This is a genomic window from Litchfieldia sinesaloumensis (genome assembly GCF_900156865.1).
Taxonomy (GTDB): Bacteria; Bacillota; Bacilli; order Bacillales; family Bacillaceae_L; genus Ferdinandcohnia; species Ferdinandcohnia sinesaloumensis.
In genome coordinates, this window is sequence record NZ_LT732529.1 from 2,616,801 (window position 1) to 2,639,481 (window position 22,681).

Below are 22,681 nucleotides of genomic sequence, written 5' to 3' on the forward strand. Positions count from 1 at the left end.
TATACATCCCATTCCGTATTCACTTAGCTCATAGACATCGTTGGTGCTTGAATGTCTTCTTTCGGACGTCGAGATTGGATAAATAAAATGGCCAGTAAGGCGACTACACCAGCTACTCCAAAATAAATACTCGGCGAAATCAGACTTAGACCTGCAACTAACAGGATGATGCGTTCCCATACAAACGCTCTTCTAATAAAGAACCCTACCATTGCTGTACTAATTCCTATCATCCCAATGATCGCTGTTGCGATAGAAATAATCAAGAAAGGAATCTCATAATCAATTAAAAGCATTTGTGGGTTGATAACAAAGATAAACGGAATAATATAGGCAGCTGCCGCTAGCTTTGTTGCAGTAACACCTGTCATAAATGGATTTGCCCTTGCTAAACCAGCTCCAGCATAAGCAGCTAGACATACTGGAGGTGTGATATCTGCTACGATTCCAAAATAGAAAACAAACATATGAGCAGCTAATACAGGTACATCTAATCCGAGGATTAGCGCCGGAGCAGCCATCGTCGCTGTGACAACATAGTTTGCTGTAGTTGGTAAGCCCATTCCAAGAATTAAACAAGCAATCATTGTGAAGAACAAGGTAAGAATTAAGCTTCCGCCACCTAAAGCAATAATGCCGTCGGCAATGCGGCCACCGAGACCCGTTTGAACAACAACCCCAACTATGATCCCTGCAGACGCACAGGCTGCAATAACAGGCAACGCAACCCTTGCACCTTCTTCAAGTGTTCCAATTATACTCTTTAAAGACATTCTTGTATCTTTACGAACAAGACTCACTAAGAATGAAACAAGAATCGCAACCAATGCAGCACGCATCGGTGTCCTTCCCGTCAATAACGTATAAAAAATGACAATAAGAGGTAATAATAGATACCCTCGTTCTAGCATTAACTTCTTAGCTCTTGGTAATGTTTCCTTTGGAGAGCCAACAATTCCAACCTTTTTAGATTCATAATGAACCGCTAAAAATACACCTAGAAAATAAAGTGTGGCTGGGATAATGGCTACTAACATAATTTGGCTATAAGGGATATTTGTATAAGAAGCCATTATAAATGCTGCTGCTCCCATAATAGGTGGCATAATTTGCCCACCTGTTGACGCTGAAGCCTCTGCTGCTGCTGCAAACTCGGGTTTATAGCCGGCTTTTTTCATCATTGGAATCGTAAACGAACCCGACCCAACTGTGTTTGCAACTGAACTACCTGAAACCATACCTTGCATTGCACTGGCGACAACCGCTGCCTTCGCTTGACCACCTGTAAAACGACCAGTGAGAGCAAACGCAATGTCATTAAAGAATTGCCCAACACCCGTTCGAATTAACATCACACCAAATAATAAGAATAAAAAGATAAAGGTCGACGAAACCTGAATTGGCGTACTATAGATTCCCTTCGTAGTTAAATACAAATCCGTTACCAACGTATTCCAAGAAAAGCCCCGGTGAGCAAATAGCTTTGTAGGAATTAGATTTCCATACAATGCATAAAGGATAGCTAAACTCGAAACGATAACAATCGGTAGACCAACACATCTTCTTGCTGCTTCAAGGACAAGTAAAACCCCTAATGTTGCCACAATAAAATCTGGGGTCGTATAGCCAAAAACAATTCGCTCTGTTACAAGTTCTTCATAAAATATTACGTTATAATAACCGACACCTAATGAGATTATCGCGAGTAGTACATCATACCAAGGTATACTTTTTTGTTTCCGATGAAGTCCCTTCTTTATCGGGTAAAGAAGGAAAATCAAAGCCAAAGCTGTACCAAGATGGATTGGCCCTTGAATCCGTGCCTCAAAGGCACCACGATACCCTGTATAAAGATGGAATAATGTGAGACCAACCGCCATTATTAATACGACCCATTTCCACCGACCTAAATCCCTTCGGTACGTACTCTCTCGGTCATACTTCTCAAGAATTTCCTCAGCTGATACATTTTCATTCTTTTGAGTAGGCTCGTTCGAATCTTTCATCTCCTTTTTCTTCCACCATTTCATTCTCTCCACCACCTGTTAAATCGTATTAAATGAAAAAAGACATCTTTGTGAAAAAAAGGGCTAGAACACAAAGTGTCAAGCCCTTCTTCGATCTATTGAAGCTATCAATCTAAAATTCCAGCTTCTTTGTAATATTTTTCTGCACCAGGATGGATTGGTAAATCCCCTAAGCCACTAAGTGCATTTTCTTTTGTCATATGGGCTGCCTGTGCATGTGTATTTTCACTAGCTTTTTCAATCATTACTTTTGCAAGTTGGTAAGCAAGATCATCATCCACTGTGTCAGTATTTGCAACTAGAACTGCATATGCAGATACAACATTTGCATCTTCCTCTAACCACTCATAAGAGCCTGCTTTAATTGTATAGCCTGTGTAACCGCTAGATTCTTCAACTTTACCTAATTCAGATCCTGTTACTTCCAAGAACTTTACATCACTAACGGAAGCTTGAAGTTCATCAATACCGGCATCTGGTAGTCCGAGTAGTCCAAATGAAGCATCAATAGTACCATCCTGAAGTTTCGATTTAGCATCACCGAAACCTTCTTGATATGCTTCATAGTCTCCGTCATTAATTCCATATGCCGCTAATACTGCTTTTGTCGCAGCTTGTGTTCCACTTCCTGGAGGTCCAATTGCTACTCTTTTTCCTTTTAGATCAGCAATCGTTTCAACACCCGTGCTTTCACGAGTAATAATTTGAAGTACTTCAGGGTAAATATGTCCAATAAATGCGAAGTTCTCTACCTTCTTACCGTCAAAATCTCCGGTTCCATTAAGTGCATCATAAGCTGGTAGATTAACTGTCATCCCAAGGTCGAACTCACCATTTGAAATTTTCGCAAGGTTTTCAACAGATGCACCTGATTCTGTTGAAGTTACGTTAACAGTTTCAATGTTCTTGTTCCATACATTCGCCATTTCTTGGCCAAGTGGAAAATACGTACCACCTTGGCTACCCGTACCCATAAGAAGGTCTGTTGTTTCTGACTTGCCATTCCCTTCTCCACCATCATCCTTGTCGTCACCATTCGTGTTATCACTGCTACAAGCAGCAATGACTAAAACCAATGCTAGCAGCAAAGCAAGAAATGAGTACTTCTTAAGCATTTGCATTCCCCCTACTTATATATTTTTTTATGTAGACCCTCAAAGTTGAGGTTTACTACTAAACTACCATTTTTAACTTAAATTGGTATATTTACCAATTTAGAACCTATATTCCTAGGTTAACATATATTGTTTGTGGTTTGCAAAATTTTTATAATATTTACTTAATATCATTGTAATAATCCATGTTTAAAATATGCTCGATATTTATGATGAAAAAATTTTTTTAAACCATTTGAAACCTTTTGTAAATCTCTTCGTAAATATAATCAAATGCAATTTGGAGAGTGTATGCTCGATACTTTTATGAGTTTACGAGAATAATACCGAGTATATGCCGGAGCCTTCTACTATTTATTCAAACTTGTTGAATAAAGGTAATTCCATTTTTGGAGAAGATTAGGAAGAAAAACGGATTGCATACTATATTTTATGTAGTACAATCAAAAAGGAATATTTTTTAAGGGGGAGCAATCATATGAAACGTACAGGTGAATTTGTATTAACAATTATTGGAGCTTGTTTTTTTGTATTTTTAACTTTATTTGGCTTCATGTTCGTAGGTTTAGGAGACAATAATGAATTTGCACAGGAAATGGAGAGCATTGCTGCGGAAGATCCGACTCTTGAAGGTGTCGATATGGGGGCCCTTACGGAGATGGTAACAGCTGGTGGCTGGTATTTCATTGTCGTTAGTATTTTGGCAATCATTCTTGGTATCGTATCCCTATTTCTTCTTAAAGGAAACAAGCGACCAAAAGCTGCAGGTATCATATTAATTGTTGTCGCAGTACTTAGTACGCTTGCAACATTCCTAGTCTCAATTATTGCTAGTATTCTGTACCTCATTGCGGGTATCCTATGTCTCGTGCGTAAGCAAAAGGAAACATTTAATACTGAATACTAATGAAAAAAGCTTGAAGGTTTTTAATCTCCTTGGACTAATCTAAAATAGTGAGACAATATAAAACACCTCCAAAATGGCAATACTTGAGATAAGTATTGTGACATTATTCGGAGGTGTTTTTGCGTGGGCAAAAAAACTGTATATACAAAAGAGATTAAATGGGCGGTAGTAAGAGATAAGCTTGAAGGAAAATTAACAACACGGGAAATTATGAACAAATACAAAATCAAAAATAAAACTCAAATTGAAACTTGGATGAGATGGTACAAGAATGGAGAATTGTATCGGTTTGATCAGCCAATTGGTAAACAATATACATTTGGGCATGGACCCGATTCTTTAAGTAAGGACGAGCGAATAAGTAATCAACTAACTCACCTAAAAATGGAGAATGAAATTCTAAAAAAGTATATTGCGATGAGAAAGGAGTCGATAAAGGGCTAGTAGTACAATTGGTTGAACAATTTCGTGAAAAATATACCGTTACTTCCATTTTAAAAGTTTTAGGGATTCCACGTGCTAGCTATTATCGTTGGACTAAAGGGTTTGGTGAATATCGGAATGAACATGAAGATTTAATTATTGAAATCTGTAAGGCTACTAAATATAGAAATGGTCATAGGAAAATTAGAGCTATTCTAAAGCGAGTACATCATATTCATCTTAATAGGAACACAGTTCAAAACATTATGCAGAAGCATCATTTGCAGTGTAAGGTGAAACCAAAACGCAAGTGGAAATCGCAGGGAGAAAGTGAAGTCATTGTACCTAATATTCTTAATCGTGATTTTAGTGCAAGTAAACCAAATGAGAAGTGGGTAACGGACATTACGTATATCCAGTATGGCAGCGAAACATTATATCTGTCTACGATTATGGATTTGTATAATAATGAAATCGTAGCTTATAAGATTTATAATCATCAACAAACCCCATTAGTGATTGATACGTTAGAAGAAGCTTTGAACAAAAGGAATAATCCCAAAGGGATTATCATTCACACCGATCAAGGAAGTGTGTATACATCATTTACATACCAGAATTACCTTAAGGAACATCATTTGGTAAGTAGTATGTCCAGACGTGGAAACTGTTGGGATAATGCGGTGATAGAATCATTTCACTCTAATTTAAAGACAGAGGAATTTCAGTATTCTAAGTTTAATTCATTGACAAATTTTATCGTAGCATCGAAAATTGACAACTATTTGTACCACTATAACGAGAATAGAATACAAGAAAAATTAGGCTACCTCACTCCAAAAGAATTCGGAATGAAAGCAGCCTAAAATGGTGTTTTATATGTGTCTCATTTAGCTAGGTAAGTTCACCTTCAAGCTTTTTTCTTTTGTTTTTTCGGTGGTCTAGGTTCTTTTTGAATCATTTTGACGAAAGAAAAAATGATAATAAACAAAATTATAGTCATAGGTAGCGCAGATATTAGTGAAGCAGTCTGTAATGCATTCAATCCTCCTGCTATCAATAGTACTGCAGCAATCGCTGCCATTAGGGTTCCCATTATGATTTTTACAGGAAGTCCCGGAGACAAGCTACCCCGTGATGTCATGCTCGATAGTATATAAGTTGCCGAGTCTGCAGATGTCACTAAAAATGTAAAAATCAACAAAATCGATAATAATGATAATACGTTTGAAAATGGTAAATGGGAATATGTTTCAAAAAGAGCGATCGTAACATCTTCATTAACCGCTTCAGCTATGGATGTTCCATTCATTAAATCACTATGAAGGGCTGTACCTCCAAATGTAGCAATCCACAAACACGCGATAAGAGGAGGAACAATTAATACTCCAATAATAAACTCCCGAATCGTTCGTCCCTTTGACACACGTGCAATAAATGCCCCAACAAATGGTGACCAAGCGATTGCCCAAGCCCAGTAGAAAATGGTCCAATCACGTACCCAAGTCCCACCTCGATATGGAGTGAGCCGAAGACTATATTCTATGAATTTATTCAAGTAATCACCTAGTGCTAACGTAAATGCATTTAAAATAAACACTGATGGTCCCGCAAAGAAAACGAACAAAAGTAACACTAGACATAACCCTAAATTTAAGTTGCTCAACCATCGTATTCCTTTATTTAATCCTGTACTTGAGGAAAGTAAATAGAGAACTAAAATGACAAGTGTTAGTCCTAATTGCAACCAGATGGAGTTTGGAATTTGGAAGACTGATTTGAGTCCTCCCGCCATTTGCAAGATTCCTAATCCTAAAGAGGTTGCAATTCCCATAACTGTAGCAATTACAGCAAAGGAATCAATTGTATTTTTCACTATGGGATTGGAACCAAAAGCTGGCTCTACAGCAGTTGATACAAGCCCGTCTTTTCCGCGCCTGAACTGCAAAAATGCAATCATTAGGCCTACAATAGCAAACACTGACCACTGACTAACCCCCCAGTGAAAAAAGGAATAACCCATAGCAACTCGAGCTGTTGCCTCTGTTTGGGGATCTAAGTTCACGAATGGCGGAGTAAAAAAGTGACTCATCGGTTCAGCAACTCCCCAGAAAACAAGTCCTGCACCAAATCCAGCGGAAAATAGCATCCCAATCCATGTGAAGAATGGAAACTCCGGCTTTGAGTCTTGTGAACCGAGTCTAATCTTCCCAAATTTACTAATGGCAAGCGCAATTAAAAAGACGACAAAAATAAAAACAGAAAGTAGATAAAACCAGCCAAAATTTGTGGTTGTAAATAAAAATAGAGCTTCAGCAACTTCTCCAAATCTATTCGGAGCAACCGCTCCTAGAATAACAAGGATAAATATAATAATGGCTGAAATCAAAAAGACTGGATTGCGAAATGTTTCGTTTTTCATTGTATTTCCTTTCCTCTTTTTTAGTCGTCTTAGTTTTTCACATGGGTGGAAGAAAATACATTGCTACTAAAAAAGACTTGCCAACAATGACAAGTCTAAATCTATTATCTATTTTTTATTGCTTGAGCAAATCGTTTTAAACCTTCTTCTAATAATGTTCTTGGGCAGGCGATGTTGATTCTTGTGAAGCCCTCCCCTTCTTTTCCGAAAATGTACCCTTCGTCAAATGCTACTTTTCCTTGTTTTTGGATGACATTCTCCAGTTCCTTCGAGTCCAGTCCAAACTCTCGACAGTCCAACCACACGAGATAGGTTGCTTCAGGTTCAATCACCTTTACCTCAGGAATATTTGACTTGATATACTCTTTAAGAAAATCTAGATTTCCTTTTAAATAGTCAAGAAGTTGGTCAAGCCATTCGTCGCCTTCCTCGTAAGCTGCAATTAGTCCAGTAACACCAAAAGTATTCGTGATACTTAGAAAGGCCTCCTCCACCGCTTGATTAAAGCGTTCCCGATATTCTTTTTTAGGTATGATGATATTTGATGTTTGTAATCCTGCAAGATTAAATGTCTTACTAGGTGCTGTACAAGTAATGGAAGACTGGGCAAATTGATCCGAAATCGCAGCAAATGGTGTATGTACATTCCCCTTATAAACCAAGTCAAAGTGGATTTCATCAGAGACTATCAAGATGTTGTGATTCAAACAAATTTCACCAAGCTTTGTTAATTCATCCTTTGTCCATACACGTCCGACAGGATTATGTGGATTAGAAAGAATGATCATTTTTACATCCGTATCGATTTTCTTCTCAAGGTCGTCAAAATCCATGGAGTAGCGACCATTTTCATATCGTAAAGGATTATTCACAATCTCTCGACCATTTTTTTCAATAACACTCATGAAGGGATAATAAACAGGCTGTTGAATCAGGATCTTATCACCAGGGCTGGTAAAGGTTTGAACAATAATATGTAATGCTGGTACGACTCCTGGACTAAAACAAATCCAATCCTTGTCTATATTCCAATTATGCCGACGCTTCATCCAACCGACTGTTGCTTCATAATAAGCTGCTGGTCTTGTTGTGTATCCAAAGATTCCGTGCTCTGCTCGCTTTTGAATAGCATCGATGACAGGTTGTGGGGATTTAAAATCCATGTCAGCAACCCACATGGGAAGTATCTCTTTATCACCAAATACGTTCTCAACCTCATCCCACTTAACAGAATTCGTTTGCATCCGATTTATCGATTCATCAAAGTTATACTTCACGCCAATCCCTCCAATATAATTAGTACAAGCTTTTTATTTCGACATTTTCAGGAAGCTTAAATGGATTTTCTTTGTTGATATGATCGTAAAACATAATTCCATTAAGATGGTCAATTTCATGTTGGAATACAATAGAAGCATATCCTTTTAAACGGAGTGAAATCTCTTTTCCATTGAGATCAAAAGCTTTCACTTTAATTTTTTCATATCTAGGCACATAGCCTTCTACTGGGCGATCAACTGAAAGACACCCTTCTCCTTCAGGTAAATAAGTCATCGAAACGGAATGACTAATAATCTTCGGATTCACTACATGGTATTCATGTAATTTGTCATCAAAGTCCGTAAAATATGTTACAAACATGCGCTTATCCAAGCCGACTTGGTTTGCTGATAAGCCAACTCCAGGACGTAAACCATGTTTTTTCGCAAGCTCTGGATCCTGGCTATTTTTCACATAATTCATCATACTGATTAACGTTTCTTTGTCTTTCTCTACAATTGGGATTGGTACCTCTGTCGTTTTCTTTGCCAAAAGTGGATGTCCCTCTCTTACAATATCCTTCATCGTAAGTATGTAATCTGATTTATAGTAATACATTTCTTTTCATCTGCCTTTTCACTTTATCATGTCTTAATCTTATATTTTCCTTTTGCTAATGTCTATTGATAAACAGTTTTCCACAATACAGGAGATGTATTATACCAAAAGAAAAAAGCCACCAAAACTTGTGGCCTTCAATTTGTATTATATTGTTTAAAAGTAGAAAAAATCTCGCTACTCATTGTTTTGTAGCCTTTACCTGTCAAATGAATTCCATCATCACTAATGAAATCCGTTACGTCTCCTAACTGCATCATTGCGGCTCGAACATCAATTTTTGGAACATGTAATTGTTCTGCAAGTAAATTCAAACTCCGGTTATATAATCCATGCCAATGCTCTATCCCACCCTGTAGACTAATCCAATGACTAATTGAGCTACCATAGTTTTGGGCTAGTAACCGATAATATCTGACGGGATCAAGAGGCGGCAATGTCATCAAAACAGGCGTGATATTCGCTTCTTTTATTCTATGAATCAGTTGTTTTAGGTTTTCCATATAACGCTCAATTGGAACAATTGGCTGATGCTCATCTTCTGGTTTTTCAGCCACTTCATTCCACTTAAAGTTGCAATCATTACCACCGATATTTATAATCACGAAATCAGGTTGTTCAGCAATAACGTCTTTCTCCACTCGTGACAATAATAAATCGGAATTATCATTAAAAACGCCTTTATTTAAAACAGTAACCTGCTCGGGCGCTATTTGCTGTAAAAAGGCTGGGTAATTTTCTTTTAAAATTCGCATGCGACCTTTTACAAATGATACCCCTCTAGTTAAACTATCACCAAAACATACAACTTTCATATATATCACCACTTAATCATTTATTAAGAACACTATATAACGTAGTTATCAATACTACATATAATCATATACCCATTCCAACACGTAGTCAATATTTACTTTATGTTTATTGTTAGGTAAACTAAAGAGGAATTTATTAAAAAAGAGGTTATTACTTTGAACATAGACGTGAATAAAAATATTTATTTAGAAGATATCCCACAAATTGATTTATATATGGATCAGGTTATTCAACTTTTTGAAAACACCTTTCACTCAACGAAAAGAAATGAAGATGAGAAAATCCTCACCAAAACAATGATCAATAACTACGCAAAAGGGAAGCTACTCATACCAATTAAAAACAAAAAGTATTCTAAGGATCATTTAATCTTGTTAAGTCTGATTTATCAACTTAAAAGCGGTCTGTCAATCAATGACATTAAGGCAACGTTGGATGGAATCAATCAACGACTAACAAATGAAGAAGACTTTGACCTCGAGGCTTTTTATAAGAGCTATCTAGCTCTCCATAATAAAAATGCGGCTGAATTCAAAGAGAATATTGATATTAAAGTAAACGATGTTGTGGATGTATTGGGGTCCAATGATGATGAACATCTTAAGAAAGTGCTCTTGATATTATCCTTTATTACAGCTAGTCAATTTTATCGCCGGGCTGCTGAATCATTGGTTGATGAACTGACAATAAATGAGCTGGATGAAAAAAAGAAAAGTGAATAGTACGTTTTTGGATAAAATATAGCATACTCATCTTACGAATGCTTTTACCGCTTTTTATACGTAGAAATCATGCGCAAGTGGATAAATTTTACATTTATTGCTGTTTACCGAACTGAATTTTCCTATTTATTGGTTTTGCGCATGGTTTGCTAGAGGCATCCTATATTAGACCATGCGCATTCCCTATTTTCTCCGAAACCTGGATAAATTTCCACATTCCCTCTTTACTCTACACTTTGAATTAGCTCATTCATCATTTCCTTATCCATCGGGCCCACGATTTTTTTCCGAACAATCCCTTTAGAGTCAATTAGATAGCTAGTCGGAATCGCATGGGCTTGATAGATTTGTCCAATGTCTCCTTGCTCATCTAGCATGACTGGAAAGCTCAGCCCATACTCCTCTACAAATTTTTCAACATCTGAACTCTTTTTTTCTGCTGTTGTTAAATTTACGGATAATAGGATGACATCGGAATCTTTATGTTCTACATAGAAATCTTCCATATGCGGCATCTCAGCCTTACAAGGTGGGCACCAACTTGCCCAGAAGTTTAATATAACTCTCTTTCCTCGATATGCCGAAAGTTTGGCTTCTTCCCCGCTGATTGTTTTTAAGATAAAATCAGGAGCAAGTTGTCCTTCTGCAATCCCTACTTCAAGGTCTTCAGTTTCTACATGTCCTACTGGATTCGCGGATGAAATATGGCTGCTGATTGGCCACGCGACCAGCCCTGTTAATGCCACGATTAGTGCTGACTTTTTGAACACCTGAAACACGTCCTTTTTTTGTTGTCCTATCCTATATAATGTCAACAATAAAAGAAAGAATGCGCTCATTGCTTTTATAAAATGGAGGGGCATCTGTTCCTGCAACCAAAATAAAGTTAGCAAATCATAGAACATTAAAGCTGATAGACTCATGATAAGCATCGATAGAATGAGTAGTGATGGCTGAATCGTCTTCTTTTTTAAGTGATACAAAAAGTATAAGAGTGTAATAATAACTGCAATAATCAATCCTTTTGTACCACCAGTAAAATACAACAACGACAACGGGCTTTTTGTCACAAGTTTCGGATCTAGAAGCAACAAGCTCCCTTTCCAGACAAGAAATCCAATAAAAATACCATTCGTAAGGAGATTGAGAATACTTTTGATGTGATCCTTTGATGTCTTATTTGTTAACCATATTCGTACAACAATTATCCCTAGAATTAGACCAATCGCTAGTATAACCCACTTTGTCATGATGGCTAATGAGCCAATTTGTATTAAATGCATCCTAAACCTCCTCTATTTCATTGTATATATTATACCGCACAGGGTATAATGTTGGCGAATAATAACCATTTTGTTAAATGTAGCATAGTGACGTATGTATCTAAATCTACTAACAGCTTTTAGTTAAAGATTCATTAATTATTGGAGGGCAATCATGAGAGAATTTTTAGAATTAACATCCGTGGATACAGTTAAACATTTTATTGAAGAACATCCGCTATCTTTTTTATTCATATCAAGAACAAACTGTAGTGTTTGCCATGCATTACTGCCGCAGGTTAAGGATGTAATGGAGGATTTCCCTACGATTCAACTTGGTTATATAAATGCCGATCATGTTGAAGAGATTGCAGGTTATTTTTCTATTTTTACCGTGCCAGTGCTACTTTTATTTGTGGAGGGTAAGGAATTTCTAAGAGAAGCACGGTTTGTACCGATGGAACCCTTTAAAGAAAAGATTGAAAAAATTTATAGTAATTACACAGATTAATATAAGAGATAAATACCTTGTCGAAGATTTTACCTTAGCCTCAGTATAAATAAATTAGTGGCAGTATTTTAATCATAGTGGCAGTAAGTTGTAAAATCCATAAAAAACGAGGCCCATCACAAGGATGTGCCTCGTTTTTCTTTAATTTGTTGGTCGTTTAAATGGCCACCAGTTGGCAATTCCGAAGTTTTTAACCATGACCGGTATAAATAACGGCAGAATAACAAATGCGTACAGCATCAGACCTACGAGTGTAATGGATGCAATTTGGAGCAAAGATAGCATTCCGGATGGCATCATCGCTGCAAATGTTCCACCAAGTATGATGGCTGCTGATATAATTACCGTCCCCATCTTCCTCATGGATAACAGCATCGCTTCTGCTACTGGCATGTTACGGTACTCGTTAAAGCGATCCATTAAGAAAATACTGTAATCGACACCGAGTGCAACAAGAATAACAAATGCAAAGAATGGTACTGCCCAACTAATTCCACTATAACCAAGAATATTAACAAAGATAACTTCATTAATTGCCATTGATGTGTAATAGGTTAATATCAATGAACCGATAATATAGATTGGCATGATTAAAGAACGGAACAAGAAAATCAGAATCAGCGCAATACCGATAAACATCAATACAATTGTGCGTGAGTAATCCTGTTCAGACATTTTACTTAAATCAGTATTGGTGCTGGTGATACCACCTAGGGCTACATCAGCATTTTCTAGTTTTGTATCTTTCGTTGCTCGAGCAACTGCTTCTTCGATGTCATCGATTCGGGCCATTGCTTCGTTTGAGTATGGGTTTGCTTCAAAAATCACATCGAAGGTCATTACCTTTCGATCCTTAGACATATATACATCTAAGACTTGTGCAAAATCTTCACTCTCAAGAACTTCTTCTGGCATATAAAATGCATTCAATTCTTCAGAGTTTGATAGATTTGACAAATACTCTTGAGCAGAACCTAACCCATCGGACACTTGTTCAAGACCGTCCGCACTTTGAGTGAGGCCTTCTGTTAATTGTGTTAATTGACCACCTAGTCCTCCGAAACCATCAAGTAACTGTTTTTGACCGTCGCTAATTCCAGCTAAGCCATTCGTGAGTTGAGGCATTCCTTGAACAATTTGTCCTTGGCCATCAGCTGCTTGCACAAGTCCACTCTTAAGCTCTTCCAAACCTGCAATAAGTTGGCCTAGTCCTTCAGGTAGCGCAGCTTGTTCCTTCAGCAATTGTTCAAATCCAGCATTGGCCTGGCTTAATCCAGTATTCGTTTTAGATAGATGCCCATTCAATTCCTTAACCCCAGCAGATAGAGCAGGAATTCCTTGTTGTAGTCGTTCTATGCCATCTCTTAATCCAACATAAAATAGATCTGCAGCAACTCCTACATGTCTACTTTCGAAGTCATCAAATCCTTGTGGTGTAAGCTGATTCAACTGAGTAGACATTTCATCCAAGTTAGAAGCAACTCCTGAATATTGTTCAAGTAGGGTAGCAATCCCAGCTTGTGAGGCTTTATATCCGACGAGAAGCTCATTATTATAATAGTTTAATAGCTCTTCTGCACCGGATTTCGCTTCATCTACTTTAGCAATCATTGTATCAATTCCAGTTGTACCGCTGCGGATACCTGACTCGATTTTTGATAAATTTGTTTGTATTTCAGTCAGACCAGATTGCATTTGATTTGTACCAGTGATTAACTCACCAATACCTTCAGTAGCTGTATTAAGCTCGGGCTCTGATTTTGCAAGTTCGCTACCTGCTTCTTCGAGTCCTTCCTTGATTTGAGTCAACCCGTCTTTTCCTTCGCCAAGACCTTCCTCAAGTGTTTTTGCCTGATTTGCAACAAATAAATCCTCAATTGGTTCACCTGTTGGTCTTGTGACAGAGCGTACGGAGTCAACAAGGTCTACTTTTTCCACTTCACGACTAATTTTTTCGGCTAATTCGATATACTCGGTAGAGTCCATTTCTTCATCATTTTTCAAAACGATTTGAGTGGGCATGGATTCACCAGGTCTAAAGCTGTCAGAGATTGCATTGAAAGCTTTAATCGAGTCCACATCTCCACTTAATTCTTCTAATGAGTTATATGACAATTCTCCATCATATACGATTAAGAACGGAGTGACAATCGCCGCAACAAGTAGTAACGACAACAGTGGACGCCCCAATGAAAAGCGACCTGCAATCGCCCAAATTCTACTGTCTCCATGATCTAGATTCTTTTTAGATGGCCAGAATAGCTTCTTCCCTAATACAGCCATGAAGAAAGGAACGATTGTAAATAATGCACCTAATAATAGGGCAACACCTACTGCAACAGCTACTGCTGACTGGTATAAAATAAATTGGGAAAAACCAATAGCAGCGAACCCAATCATTACAGCAATACCACTGAATAAAACGGTGCGACCGGCATTCTTATATGTTTCAATTATCGCTTCTGGTAAACTCTCTCGATTAGAAAGTTCCTCCTTAAAACGACTCAATAGTAAAATACAGTAATCCGTTCCAATTCCAAACAGTACAGCAACTAAGAATATTTGCGTGTACGTTGAGATTGGAAAGTCAAACTTATCAACTAACATCGATACAATCGACTGTGACGCAAGATATGCAAATCCAACGGTCACGAGTGGGATAATTGGTGCAACTACCGATTTAAAAACAAGTAAAAGAACAATTAGGATAAAGACAACAGTAATGCCTTCCGTCTTTTTCAAGCCTTCTTGTGAGCTTGTTACAAGATCCTCACTAATGAGCCATTCACTCGTGTAAAAGTGGTCGACTTTTACGTCTTCGATCGTTTCGTATAGTAGTTCACTAACCTCTTTTGGCTCACGTTCGTTCCAACTTACTGTTACAGATGCTAGAATTGCTTTTCCATCCTCAGAAACAAGCTGTTCTGTTAATGTCTCTTCGTTAAAATGTGTCAGAATTTCAGTGATTCCAATCTCCTCTTTATTTTCCTCTAGAAGGCGAATCGCTCTTTCTGCTTCTTTTATTTCATCGTCAGTTAGTTTCTTCTCATCATGGAACACAAGTGCAACCTGCGTTTCATCGTCTCCGCCCTCTTCGGCTTTGGCATCATTTAAAATTTGTCCTGCAATGGAGGATGAATATTCCTCTGGAACCGTTATTTGTCCTTTTTCGCGCACAAGATCGCCCATATTCGGAGCTGCCAAGAATAACCCAGCGACAACTGCAATCCATGCAATTAGGACAAACCATTTCCGTTTTATGATAAAATTCATGGTTACTCGACCACCTTGTTGTTTTTATTGTTAAGTAAAATATCATTCAGCTTTCCATACGTTTTTAGAAATTGAACAATTTCTGCTTCTGAAAATTCACCAATGATTGTCTCTACAAGCTTATGAACCCGCTCCTCAGTCTTTGAAAACAACTCATTTCCTTTGTCTGATAACGTTAAATAGACTAGTCGTCGGTCATTTTCATCGCGCGTTCTCTCAATTAATCCCTTTTCGTAAAGGCGGTTTATAATGGCCGTGATTGCACTTTTTTTCACTTCAAAAACATCTGCAAGCTCAGTCGATGTACACGAACCCACTTTATTTATGTAGCGAAGTGTATAATGCTGGTCATTTGTGAGGTCACTCCCAATTTGCTCTTTTATGAGTGAATCAGCAATGGTATTCACCGAAAATGAAACTTGAAGATACAAATCAACCAATTCTTTAATATTTGTTTTACTCATTAACACTTTCACCTCTTTTCATATAAGTTCACGTACTTAATAGTTAAACTGTTTAACTATTAACATGGATAACTATAATCATCACCCATTTAAAAGTCAACAAAAAAAACATCCCTCTACATGTAGAGAGATGTGGTTGAATTCATTTATTGGTCAATCACTTCAACATCCTTCATTTGTAACTCTGTATCACTCGCAAATGATATGTGATATTTCACATAACCATTATCATCTTTTACATATTTTGCATTCGGATCATCGATGATGTTCCCATTAATAGTGACTGATTCGTAGTTATAGTTATTTTCATTTAGCACCTTTTGAATAGCCTTAGCATCTGTAAAAACATCTTCCTTTGTAGACTTAGTCGAATCTAACACAATATGCATATAAATTGGCTTTTCAAGTTTCATACCCTTATTCCAGGTCGTATTTATATCATACGTACCTTGTTGAACTTCTAGCGAAACGCTGATTCCTTTTACAACTGGAACGGTTTGCTGTAATAATCCAGTTATTTCTGCTTGTGCTTCTGTACTTAATTTTTCCATAAGAGGTTCATCTAAATTCTCTGTGTATATCGAATCTATAGTCACATACGGCTTGACGAATCCCCTCACCGCAAACTCATATTCATTTGGTCCTTTTTTTTCGGAAGTACCACCAATTTCAATCACATTGAAATCATAGGTCGAAAACTTAAAATTATAGAAACCTTCTTCGATTCTGAATTCACGGTTCGGATATGTTTCTTCTAAATAATTTTCTAGTACCTTGTTTGCGTAGAATTTACTAATTGGATTACCGTTAAAGGAATGATAAAAATACAAAACAATTAACACCAATACGCTAATAATGACACTGTAAATAACCTTTCGTTTTTTCACTTATCCTCACCGTTCCTTATTTTAAGATATAAAAATCCAATTATGTTGCCAATAAAGGCAAATAGATAATGAATTAACGTAACTATGATGGAGCCCATTACGGATTGAAACAAAAATTGCCCAAATGAAACTGTACCGTCTATATGTCCGTTCAAGTAGTGTCCGATATCATCGCCAATTGACCATATAAAAATAGGGATAAATGAAATATATAAGACGATTTTCATATCTTTGTAAAACAGATACGTGAGGAAGCCTAGTACTGTATACCATAAAATAAAGCCGAAGCTATCATTGAGTAAGGATGTTTGAATTGCTAGATAAAATGACAGTCCAACAAAAATCAGTTGATAAAGTGCGAGCCTTCGTTTTATTTTTGTGATCATTTTATCATGATGAACAGTCGATTGGATTTCTTCCTTTTCTAGTGGTGTAGTCGTTTGCCTTACTAGTTTTTGGAGTTCATCACTGTCCTGAATTTGCTCCTCGAGCCAATTAGCCGTGTCTTCACTTAAAAGACCCTCATTATATAGTGGAAGCAGGTCTTCTATAATTGCTTGTTCACGATGATCCTTCATAATATCCCTCCATTTCCTTATGAAGCTTGAGCTTAGCTCGGTGAAATGTAACTCTTGCAAAGTTTTCGCTTTTTCCAAGTAAGCTCCCAATCTCTTTAAATGATAATTCCCCATAGATTCTTAGGGTCACAATTTCCTTCGAAACATCATCTAATCGATTTATATACACCAGTAGATTCTGCTTTACTTCTTTGTTAAGTACTTCCTCCTCAGGTGTGGTCGATTGTCCAGTTTCTTTTTTGAGCATCTCAGTTAACTCATTTTTATATTTCTTTGAGCGGTAATGTTTTAACAACCGATTCCTTGCAATTGCAAATAGCCATGTCTGGATTGTGGATTGCCCTGAATAGGTGTGTATGCTCTTAATCGCTTCATAAAATACCTCCTGGGTCAGGTCCTCGGCCAATTCTTTGCTAGAGGTCTTTATAAAGAAAAAAGCATATATTCGTGGTTGTATTTCTTTATATAAGTCCTCAAGCTCCAATTCCCTTCCCCCTTTTACGTTTTTCTTATTCACTAAATTAGTACCCTGGAATTTCATTTCGTTACAAACAATTTTAAATTATATTGCTAGTTTGAGAACATCATTTTAATAAATAAACACATTATCGTTTTTTTGATATAGAGAAAATTGGTTAGCAAGATTGTCCAATGTTGTGCATATGAATGTAGTACTGCTTCTGGTTGACTATAAAAAAAGTTGAGGTAATGTAAATGATTATTGGATTATTAGTGATTCTTATCTTTGTTCTACTTTTACCGTTTTCCATCAAATCTGTTGAGAAGAATTTAGAAATGTTCCTCTTTTTTATGGGGCTTCTCGCTGCGGTTGTAGGTGGGGTATTTAGCAGTAAACTATTCGTTGGGGCTGCAATAGACCCTATTAAGATTACCTTAGCTGTATTAGTTGCTGGTTTACTGTTCAAATGGTTTCAATCACCATTACAAAGATCCATTATTGGCTTGAGTCGAAGAATCCCGTTTCGCTTGTTTATCGGGGGAGTTGTTGTCTTTTTAGGACTCATTTCAAGTGTAATAACCGCCATCATTGCAGCACTGGTGTTAGTACTAATAGCCTCTTCACTAAAGTTAGAGCGTTCATCTATGATTCGTTTTGTAATCATTGCCTGCTTTTCAATTGGTATGGGGGCTGCATTAACACCAATTGGTGAACCTTTATCAACGATTGCCATTAGTAAACTTAATGAAGAGTTTTTCTTTTTAATAAAATTGATAGGTCCACAAATTTTTGTTTCACTCTTTATTTTTGGCTTATTGGCATTCTTTGTAGTAGATCCACCAAAACGAATGAAGGCAAAACCTGAAAAAGAGTCGGATTCGGAGACGTATGAGGATATTTTCGTACGAGCCTTAAAGATTTATTTCTTCGTCATGGGGCTAACCTTGTTGGGTGCAGGATTTGAGCCAATGATCAATCAGTACTTTATTGGACTCGACCCGATGTTGCTTTACTGGGTAAATATCATATCTTCAACACTTGATAACGCTACACTCGCCGCTGCAGAAATCAGTCCTGAAATGGACCATTTTACCATTCAATCCATTTTACTAGGATTATTAATTAGTGGTGGGATGCTTATCCCAGGGAATATCCCAAACATTATTGCAGCAGGAAAGCTAAAAATCACAAGTAAGGAGTGGGCAAAGTTTGGTTTCCCATTGGGACTATGTGTCATGATAGCTTATTTCCTTATCATTTATTTACTATGAAAAAAGCCTAATTTTGTACTGTGCCAAAGTCTACATGACTTTTGTGACGCAGTACAAAATTAGGCATTTTCAATTTACTTCTCTTAATCCCTTGCCGTCGATAACATCCTGTACTCCTTCCTCGCAAACACCATAAGTTCGCCATGAACACGATTCGCAGACTGATTGAATATCCGTTGGGATTACGTTTTTCTGGATGAGTGATTCAATATCCTCCCACCTCATTATCTGTCCAATTCGGAGGCCCACTTTTTTCAGTATATTAGCATCCCTTTCATAGATGGAGGCATTTTGGCAATGGTATTCACCGGTATTCGGATATTTTTCACATAAATGATCTGGCCCGTTTACAATTTTAACAAGTGTCTTTGGGTTATTTCGTAGTGTTTGATGTATAATAGTCATATTTTCAACATACTCTCGAGAATATCCCATTCCCCTGTAGCCTAAAAGACAAAACAAATGATGCCCACGTAGTTTGTACATTCTCATCCCCCTACACTTATTGTTAACTTAAATAGTTTTATGGTTAACATATATTTTACCTTAAATTCCAAAGTAGAGAAAGAACAAATACGCAAGCGCCTTGATCAGTCCCGACAAGCATAAGACGGGACGAGAAGGTTGTTCTTTGACCTTCTTGATGGATTGGCTTACGACCTCGAAAGGCTAGGCACTGGAGCTGGATGCAGAAAATCATGTGCAAGTAATCCATACGTTTAATTTTACACTTACCTAAACCACAAAAAACACCGCATTAAACGGTGCTTTATCCTCGCATAATAATAAATACCATATAGACTATGTACGCAACAGCAAGAATAATCCCTTCAGATTTAGCAATTTGAAATTTTGTTCTCGAAAAAACAAACAACAAAATAGTTAAGAGAAGCATTAAAATAACATCCAAAAACATCTTTCCGTCAACAGGTAAAGGTGAAATAACTGACGCTGCTCCTAACACAAAGAGAATGTTAAAGATATTACTGCCTACTATATTTCCTAAGGCAATTTCACTTTGTTTTTTGATTGCTGCTGTAATCGATGTCACCAACTCTGGTAGGGATGTACCAACTGCGACAATGGTTAATCCCACAAGAGTTTCACTCATTCCAAACGAATATGCAATTTTTATACTATTATTCACTACTAAATCCCCACCAAAGATAATCGCTGCTAATCCACCTACAGTGAGAAGAATATATTTGCCCCATTTTTTCTCAATAATCACTTCTTCTTCTTGAACAGTTGAATTTCGATTATTTCTGGCAGCCTCCAAAATGTAATACATGAACACAGAAAAAAACAATAAGAGAATAATCCCCTCTGTACGGGTAATCGCATTAAATTCCGCGTTTTGTAATACCATATCCCCCATTAATACGAATAACGCAACACTTGCTAAGAACGTAAATGGTATCTCCTTTTGTAGTGTTGTATTTTCGACTTTTAATGGATTTAACAATGCGGTTATCCCTACTACGAATGTAATATTGAAGATATTACTTCCTATAACATTACCAACTGCCACATCTGCATTTCCTTCCATTGCTGCAATAATACTTACTGTAGCTTCGGGTGAACTCGTTCCAAAGGCGACAATGGTAAGCCCAACAAGTATTGGAGGAACCTTGAGTAGCGCTGCAATTTTCGAGGAACCTTCAACAAAATAGTCAGCACCTTTTATTAATAATGCAAAGCCAATTAATAGCAATAGATAAGTCATGTATCCTCCCCCTCATTTTGTTAAACCTGCTCTTACTATATTTCCCAATGAGTTACATTTATACTTCAACTTATGAGTGAGTTTTTTATACTTTTAGAATAATCACTCCCTTCTAAACAACTAACTAGAAAAATATGGTACCATATATTGGAGTCCCTGAAAATATCGTTGTTGTCACAAATGCCAATTGAAATTCGCCAAGAGGAGTTTACCGTTATGCATTTAGGAAAAATGAATATAAATACGTTTATCGATGACTTTAGTAAGCAGAGCCAATTTTCAGGAGTTATTCTTGCAAAACAAGAAATTGAAATATTAGTTCAAGCAGCATATGGATATTCAAATAGAGCTGAAGAAATGAAAAACATAGTGAACACAAAGTTTGGAATTGCATCTGGATGTAAGCTATTTACAGCGATCGCAATTTGCCAATTGATTGAAAAAGGGTTACTTACCCCACAAACGAGATTAAAAGATTGCTTAGCTATCAAGTTTCCACACTTTGATGTGAACATTAACGTCCATCATTTGTTAACTCATACCTCTGGTGTCCCTGACTACTTCGACGAAGATGTAATGGACGATTTTGAGGAACTTTGGAAACAAAATCCGATGTACCTTATTCGTGAATTAAAGGATTTCCTCCCCTTATTCCAGCATAACAGCATGATGTTTGAACCTGGTGAAAGATTTCACTATAACAATGCCGGCTATATCTTATTAGGATTAATCATTGAGCAAATAGCAGGAAAGTCCTTTACAGATTATGTAATCGAGAACATTTTTAAACCATGTGGAATGGAGGACTCAGGATATTTTTCTCTCGACAATCTTCCGAAAAATACCGCGATTGGTTATATCGATAATGAAGAAGGATCATGGCGTACAAATATGTACTCCATTCCAATTAAAGGTGGATCTGATGGGGGTGCTTTCGTTACAGCACCTGACATGATGAGATTGTGGGATGCTCTTTTACACCATAAGCTTGTAAGTAAGGAAACGACTAACCTGCTTTTAACACCTCATGTACATGCCGAGGAAGATGAATATTATGGGTATGGGGTTTGGATTAGTAAAAGGGATTCCGATATTTATAAATATCATGTGATGGGCTATGACCCAGGTGTGAGCTTTGCTTCGTCACACTATCCAGCTTCAGGTCTAACACTAGTTATTCCTTCAAATCAATCATACGGGCCACATGATGTAACCGATGTTATTGAGGAACATATATAATAAAAAATGAGGTCAGGATTCTCCTGGCCTCATTTGTTTTAGTTATTAGTCACGATCATTATCGTCATCGTTATCATCATCTGAATCAATTTCCTTCTCTAAAATCGTTCCATCTAGAGCTGAAATTTCAAATTCGACTTCTTTTCCTTCATACTTCATTTCAATTTCGTAGTGGAAATCATCGTCTAATTCTACTTCAGTGATTTTACCTGGTGTGTCATTTTTTGCAATTGAGATAGCTTGTTCTTTTGAGATTTTAACTGACTTTACAGCTTTTTCTGAACGGTTTCGGTCATCATCACGATCATCATCAACTCTTACAACTTCACCAGTTGTAGCATTGATTTCTACCTCAGCATCATCATGTGTACCTTCTAGTTCTACTTCATAAATAACCTCGCCATTCTCTCGATCTAGCTCAATTTCCTCAACATGTGCTCCTTTTATCTCTTGAATTGCAATTTCTTCTGCTTTAGAAAATGGAACATTCACTTCTTTAGCAAAAGCGCCAACTCCTGCTGCTCCGCCTAATACTACTGCTCCAACAATTCCTAGTACTACAAGTTTTTTCTTCATCTTTGTTTCCTCCTTTATTTAATCTATCTTCATAATAGACAATGAAAATGAGGAAACTAGGATTATAAAATGAGAATTTGATGAGAAACATATGAGTTGTTCTCAAAATCAACTACGTCTTGCA

General features: G+C 37.1%; 21 protein-coding genes. 6 read left to right on the forward strand and 15 right to left on the reverse strand.

The genetic code is table 11. From position 1 onward, the window contains the following. Positions 1 to 23: 23 nt before the first annotated feature. Entirely contained in the window at positions 24 to 2,030 is a 2,007-nt protein-coding gene (locus CZ490_RS13100) for a TRAP transporter permease (RefSeq protein ID WP_077619300.1), read from the reverse strand. Positions 2,031 to 2,134: 104 nt separating this feature from the next. Further along, complete coding sequence (locus CZ490_RS13105; protein ID WP_077619301.1) at positions 2,135 to 3,142, reverse strand: TAXI family TRAP transporter solute-binding subunit; 1,008 nt, start codon at positions 3,140 to 3,142, stop codon at positions 2,135 to 2,137. Between the two features lie 478 nt (positions 3,143 to 3,620). Between CZ490_RS13105 and CZ490_RS13110 the strand changes: the two genes are divergently transcribed. Then, positions 3,621 to 4,049 carry a DUF4064 domain-containing protein gene (locus CZ490_RS13110; RefSeq protein ID WP_077619302.1) on the forward strand — a complete coding sequence of 143 codons (429 nt, stop codon included), beginning with the start codon at positions 3,621 to 3,623 and terminating at the stop codon, positions 4,047 to 4,049. Between the two features lie 123 nt (positions 4,050 to 4,172). Beyond that, a protein-coding gene (locus CZ490_RS13120; protein WP_142255379.1) for an IS3 family transposase occupies positions 4,173 to 5,338 on the forward strand; the annotation gives its coding sequence in 2 pieces (ribosomal slippage) (positions 4,173 to 4,488 and positions 4,488 to 5,338; 1,167 coding nt in all). Positions 5,339 to 5,382: 44 nt separating this feature from the next. Here the strand turns inward: CZ490_RS13120 and CZ490_RS13125 are convergent. From CZ490_RS13125 to CZ490_RS13140, 4 genes are all read right to left on the reverse strand, one after another. Further along, positions 5,383 to 6,894 carry a BCCT family transporter gene (locus CZ490_RS13125; protein ID WP_077619305.1) on the reverse strand — a complete coding sequence of 504 codons (1,512 nt, stop codon included), beginning with the start codon at positions 6,892 to 6,894 and terminating at the stop codon, positions 5,383 to 5,385. A 104-nt stretch (positions 6,895 to 6,998) separates the two neighbouring features. After that, entirely contained in the window at positions 6,999 to 8,171 is a 1,173-nt protein-coding gene (locus CZ490_RS13130; protein ID WP_077619306.1) for a MalY/PatB family protein, read from the reverse strand. A 19-nt stretch (positions 8,172 to 8,190) separates the two neighbouring features. Next, on the reverse strand, positions 8,191 to 8,772 hold the full coding sequence (gene def / locus CZ490_RS13135; protein WP_077619307.1) for a peptide deformylase: 582 nt from the start codon (positions 8,770 to 8,772) through the stop codon (positions 8,191 to 8,193). A gap of 137 nt (positions 8,773 to 8,909) precedes the next feature. After that, a complete protein-coding gene (locus CZ490_RS13140) occupies positions 8,910 to 9,587 on the reverse strand; it encodes an SGNH/GDSL hydrolase family protein (protein WP_077619308.1) in 678 nt (225 codons plus the stop codon). 216 nt (positions 9,588 to 9,803) lie between these two features. Here CZ490_RS13140 and CZ490_RS13145 point away from each other — a divergent pair, with 216 nt between their 5' ends. Beyond that, the gene (locus CZ490_RS13145; RefSeq protein WP_407639810.1) at positions 9,804 to 10,310 is read left to right on the forward strand and encodes a DUF1836 domain-containing protein; all 507 of its coding nucleotides are present in this window, start codon (positions 9,804 to 9,806) and stop codon (positions 10,308 to 10,310) included. A 224-nt stretch (positions 10,311 to 10,534) separates the two neighbouring features. Here the strand turns inward: CZ490_RS13145 and CZ490_RS22685 are convergent, their stop codons facing one another. Continuing rightward, entirely contained in the window at positions 10,535 to 11,593 is a 1,059-nt protein-coding gene (locus CZ490_RS22685; RefSeq protein ID WP_234987232.1) for a peroxiredoxin family protein, read from the reverse strand. A gap of 154 nt (positions 11,594 to 11,747) precedes the next feature. Here CZ490_RS22685 and CZ490_RS13155 point away from each other — a divergent pair, with 154 nt between their 5' ends. Then, positions 11,748 to 12,083, forward strand: coding sequence for a thioredoxin family protein (locus CZ490_RS13155; RefSeq protein ID WP_077619310.1), 336 nt, complete (start codon positions 11,748 to 11,750; stop codon positions 12,081 to 12,083). A 141-nt stretch (positions 12,084 to 12,224) separates the two neighbouring features. On the opposite strand, the gene CZ490_RS13160 is transcribed toward CZ490_RS13155, so the two are convergent. The 5 genes from CZ490_RS13160 to CZ490_RS13180 form a co-directional block, all read right to left on the reverse strand. Then, the gene (locus tag CZ490_RS13160; RefSeq protein WP_077619311.1) at positions 12,225 to 15,356 is read right to left on the reverse strand and encodes an efflux RND transporter permease subunit; all 3,132 of its coding nucleotides are present in this window, start codon (positions 15,354 to 15,356) and stop codon (positions 12,225 to 12,227) included. A 2-nt stretch (positions 15,357 to 15,358) separates the two neighbouring features. Next, complete coding sequence (locus tag CZ490_RS13165) at positions 15,359 to 15,820, reverse strand: MarR family winged helix-turn-helix transcriptional regulator (protein WP_077619312.1); 462 nt, start codon at positions 15,818 to 15,820, stop codon at positions 15,359 to 15,361. A gap of 146 nt (positions 15,821 to 15,966) precedes the next feature. Next, positions 15,967 to 16,707 carry a YfjL-like protein gene (locus tag CZ490_RS13170; RefSeq protein WP_077619313.1) on the reverse strand — a complete coding sequence of 247 codons (741 nt, stop codon included), beginning with the start codon at positions 16,705 to 16,707 and terminating at the stop codon, positions 15,967 to 15,969. After that, the gene (locus CZ490_RS13175) at positions 16,704 to 17,285 is read right to left on the reverse strand and encodes an SNARE domain-containing protein (protein WP_077619314.1); all 582 of its coding nucleotides are present in this window, start codon (positions 17,283 to 17,285) and stop codon (positions 16,704 to 16,706) included. Before CZ490_RS13175 ends, CZ490_RS13170 begins: the two co-directional genes overlap by 4 nt. Beyond that, positions 17,269 to 17,769, reverse strand: coding sequence for an RNA polymerase sigma factor (locus CZ490_RS13180; protein ID WP_077619315.1), 501 nt, complete (start codon positions 17,767 to 17,769; stop codon positions 17,269 to 17,271). Before CZ490_RS13180 ends, CZ490_RS13175 begins: the two co-directional genes overlap by 17 nt. A gap of 230 nt (positions 17,770 to 17,999) precedes the next feature. Here CZ490_RS13180 and CZ490_RS13185 point away from each other — a divergent pair, with 230 nt between their 5' ends. Then, positions 18,000 to 19,016 carry a DUF1646 family protein gene (locus tag CZ490_RS13185; RefSeq protein WP_077619316.1) on the forward strand — a complete coding sequence of 339 codons (1,017 nt, stop codon included), beginning with the start codon at positions 18,000 to 18,002 and terminating at the stop codon, positions 19,014 to 19,016. Between the two features lie 69 nt (positions 19,017 to 19,085). Here CZ490_RS13185 and CZ490_RS13190 read toward each other — a convergent pair whose 3' ends face one another. Both CZ490_RS13190 and CZ490_RS13195 read right to left on the reverse strand, forming a co-directional pair. Next, positions 19,086 to 19,502 carry a DUF1284 domain-containing protein gene (locus CZ490_RS13190; protein WP_077619317.1) on the reverse strand — a complete coding sequence of 139 codons (417 nt, stop codon included), beginning with the start codon at positions 19,500 to 19,502 and terminating at the stop codon, positions 19,086 to 19,088. A 283-nt stretch (positions 19,503 to 19,785) separates the two neighbouring features. Next, on the reverse strand, positions 19,786 to 20,742 hold the full coding sequence (locus tag CZ490_RS13195) for a calcium/sodium antiporter (RefSeq protein WP_077619318.1): 957 nt from the start codon (positions 20,740 to 20,742) through the stop codon (positions 19,786 to 19,788). A gap of 216 nt (positions 20,743 to 20,958) precedes the next feature. Here CZ490_RS13195 and CZ490_RS13200 point away from each other — a divergent pair, with 216 nt between their 5' ends. Further along, positions 20,959 to 21,981 carry a serine hydrolase domain-containing protein gene (locus tag CZ490_RS13200; RefSeq protein WP_077619319.1) on the forward strand — a complete coding sequence of 341 codons (1,023 nt, stop codon included), beginning with the start codon at positions 20,959 to 20,961 and terminating at the stop codon, positions 21,979 to 21,981. 45 nt (positions 21,982 to 22,026) lie between these two features. Here CZ490_RS13200 and CZ490_RS13205 read toward each other — a convergent pair whose 3' ends face one another. Continuing rightward, complete coding sequence (locus CZ490_RS13205; protein ID WP_077619320.1) at positions 22,027 to 22,557, reverse strand: PepSY domain-containing protein; 531 nt, start codon at positions 22,555 to 22,557, stop codon at positions 22,027 to 22,029. Positions 22,558 to 22,681: the final 124 nt, after the last annotated feature.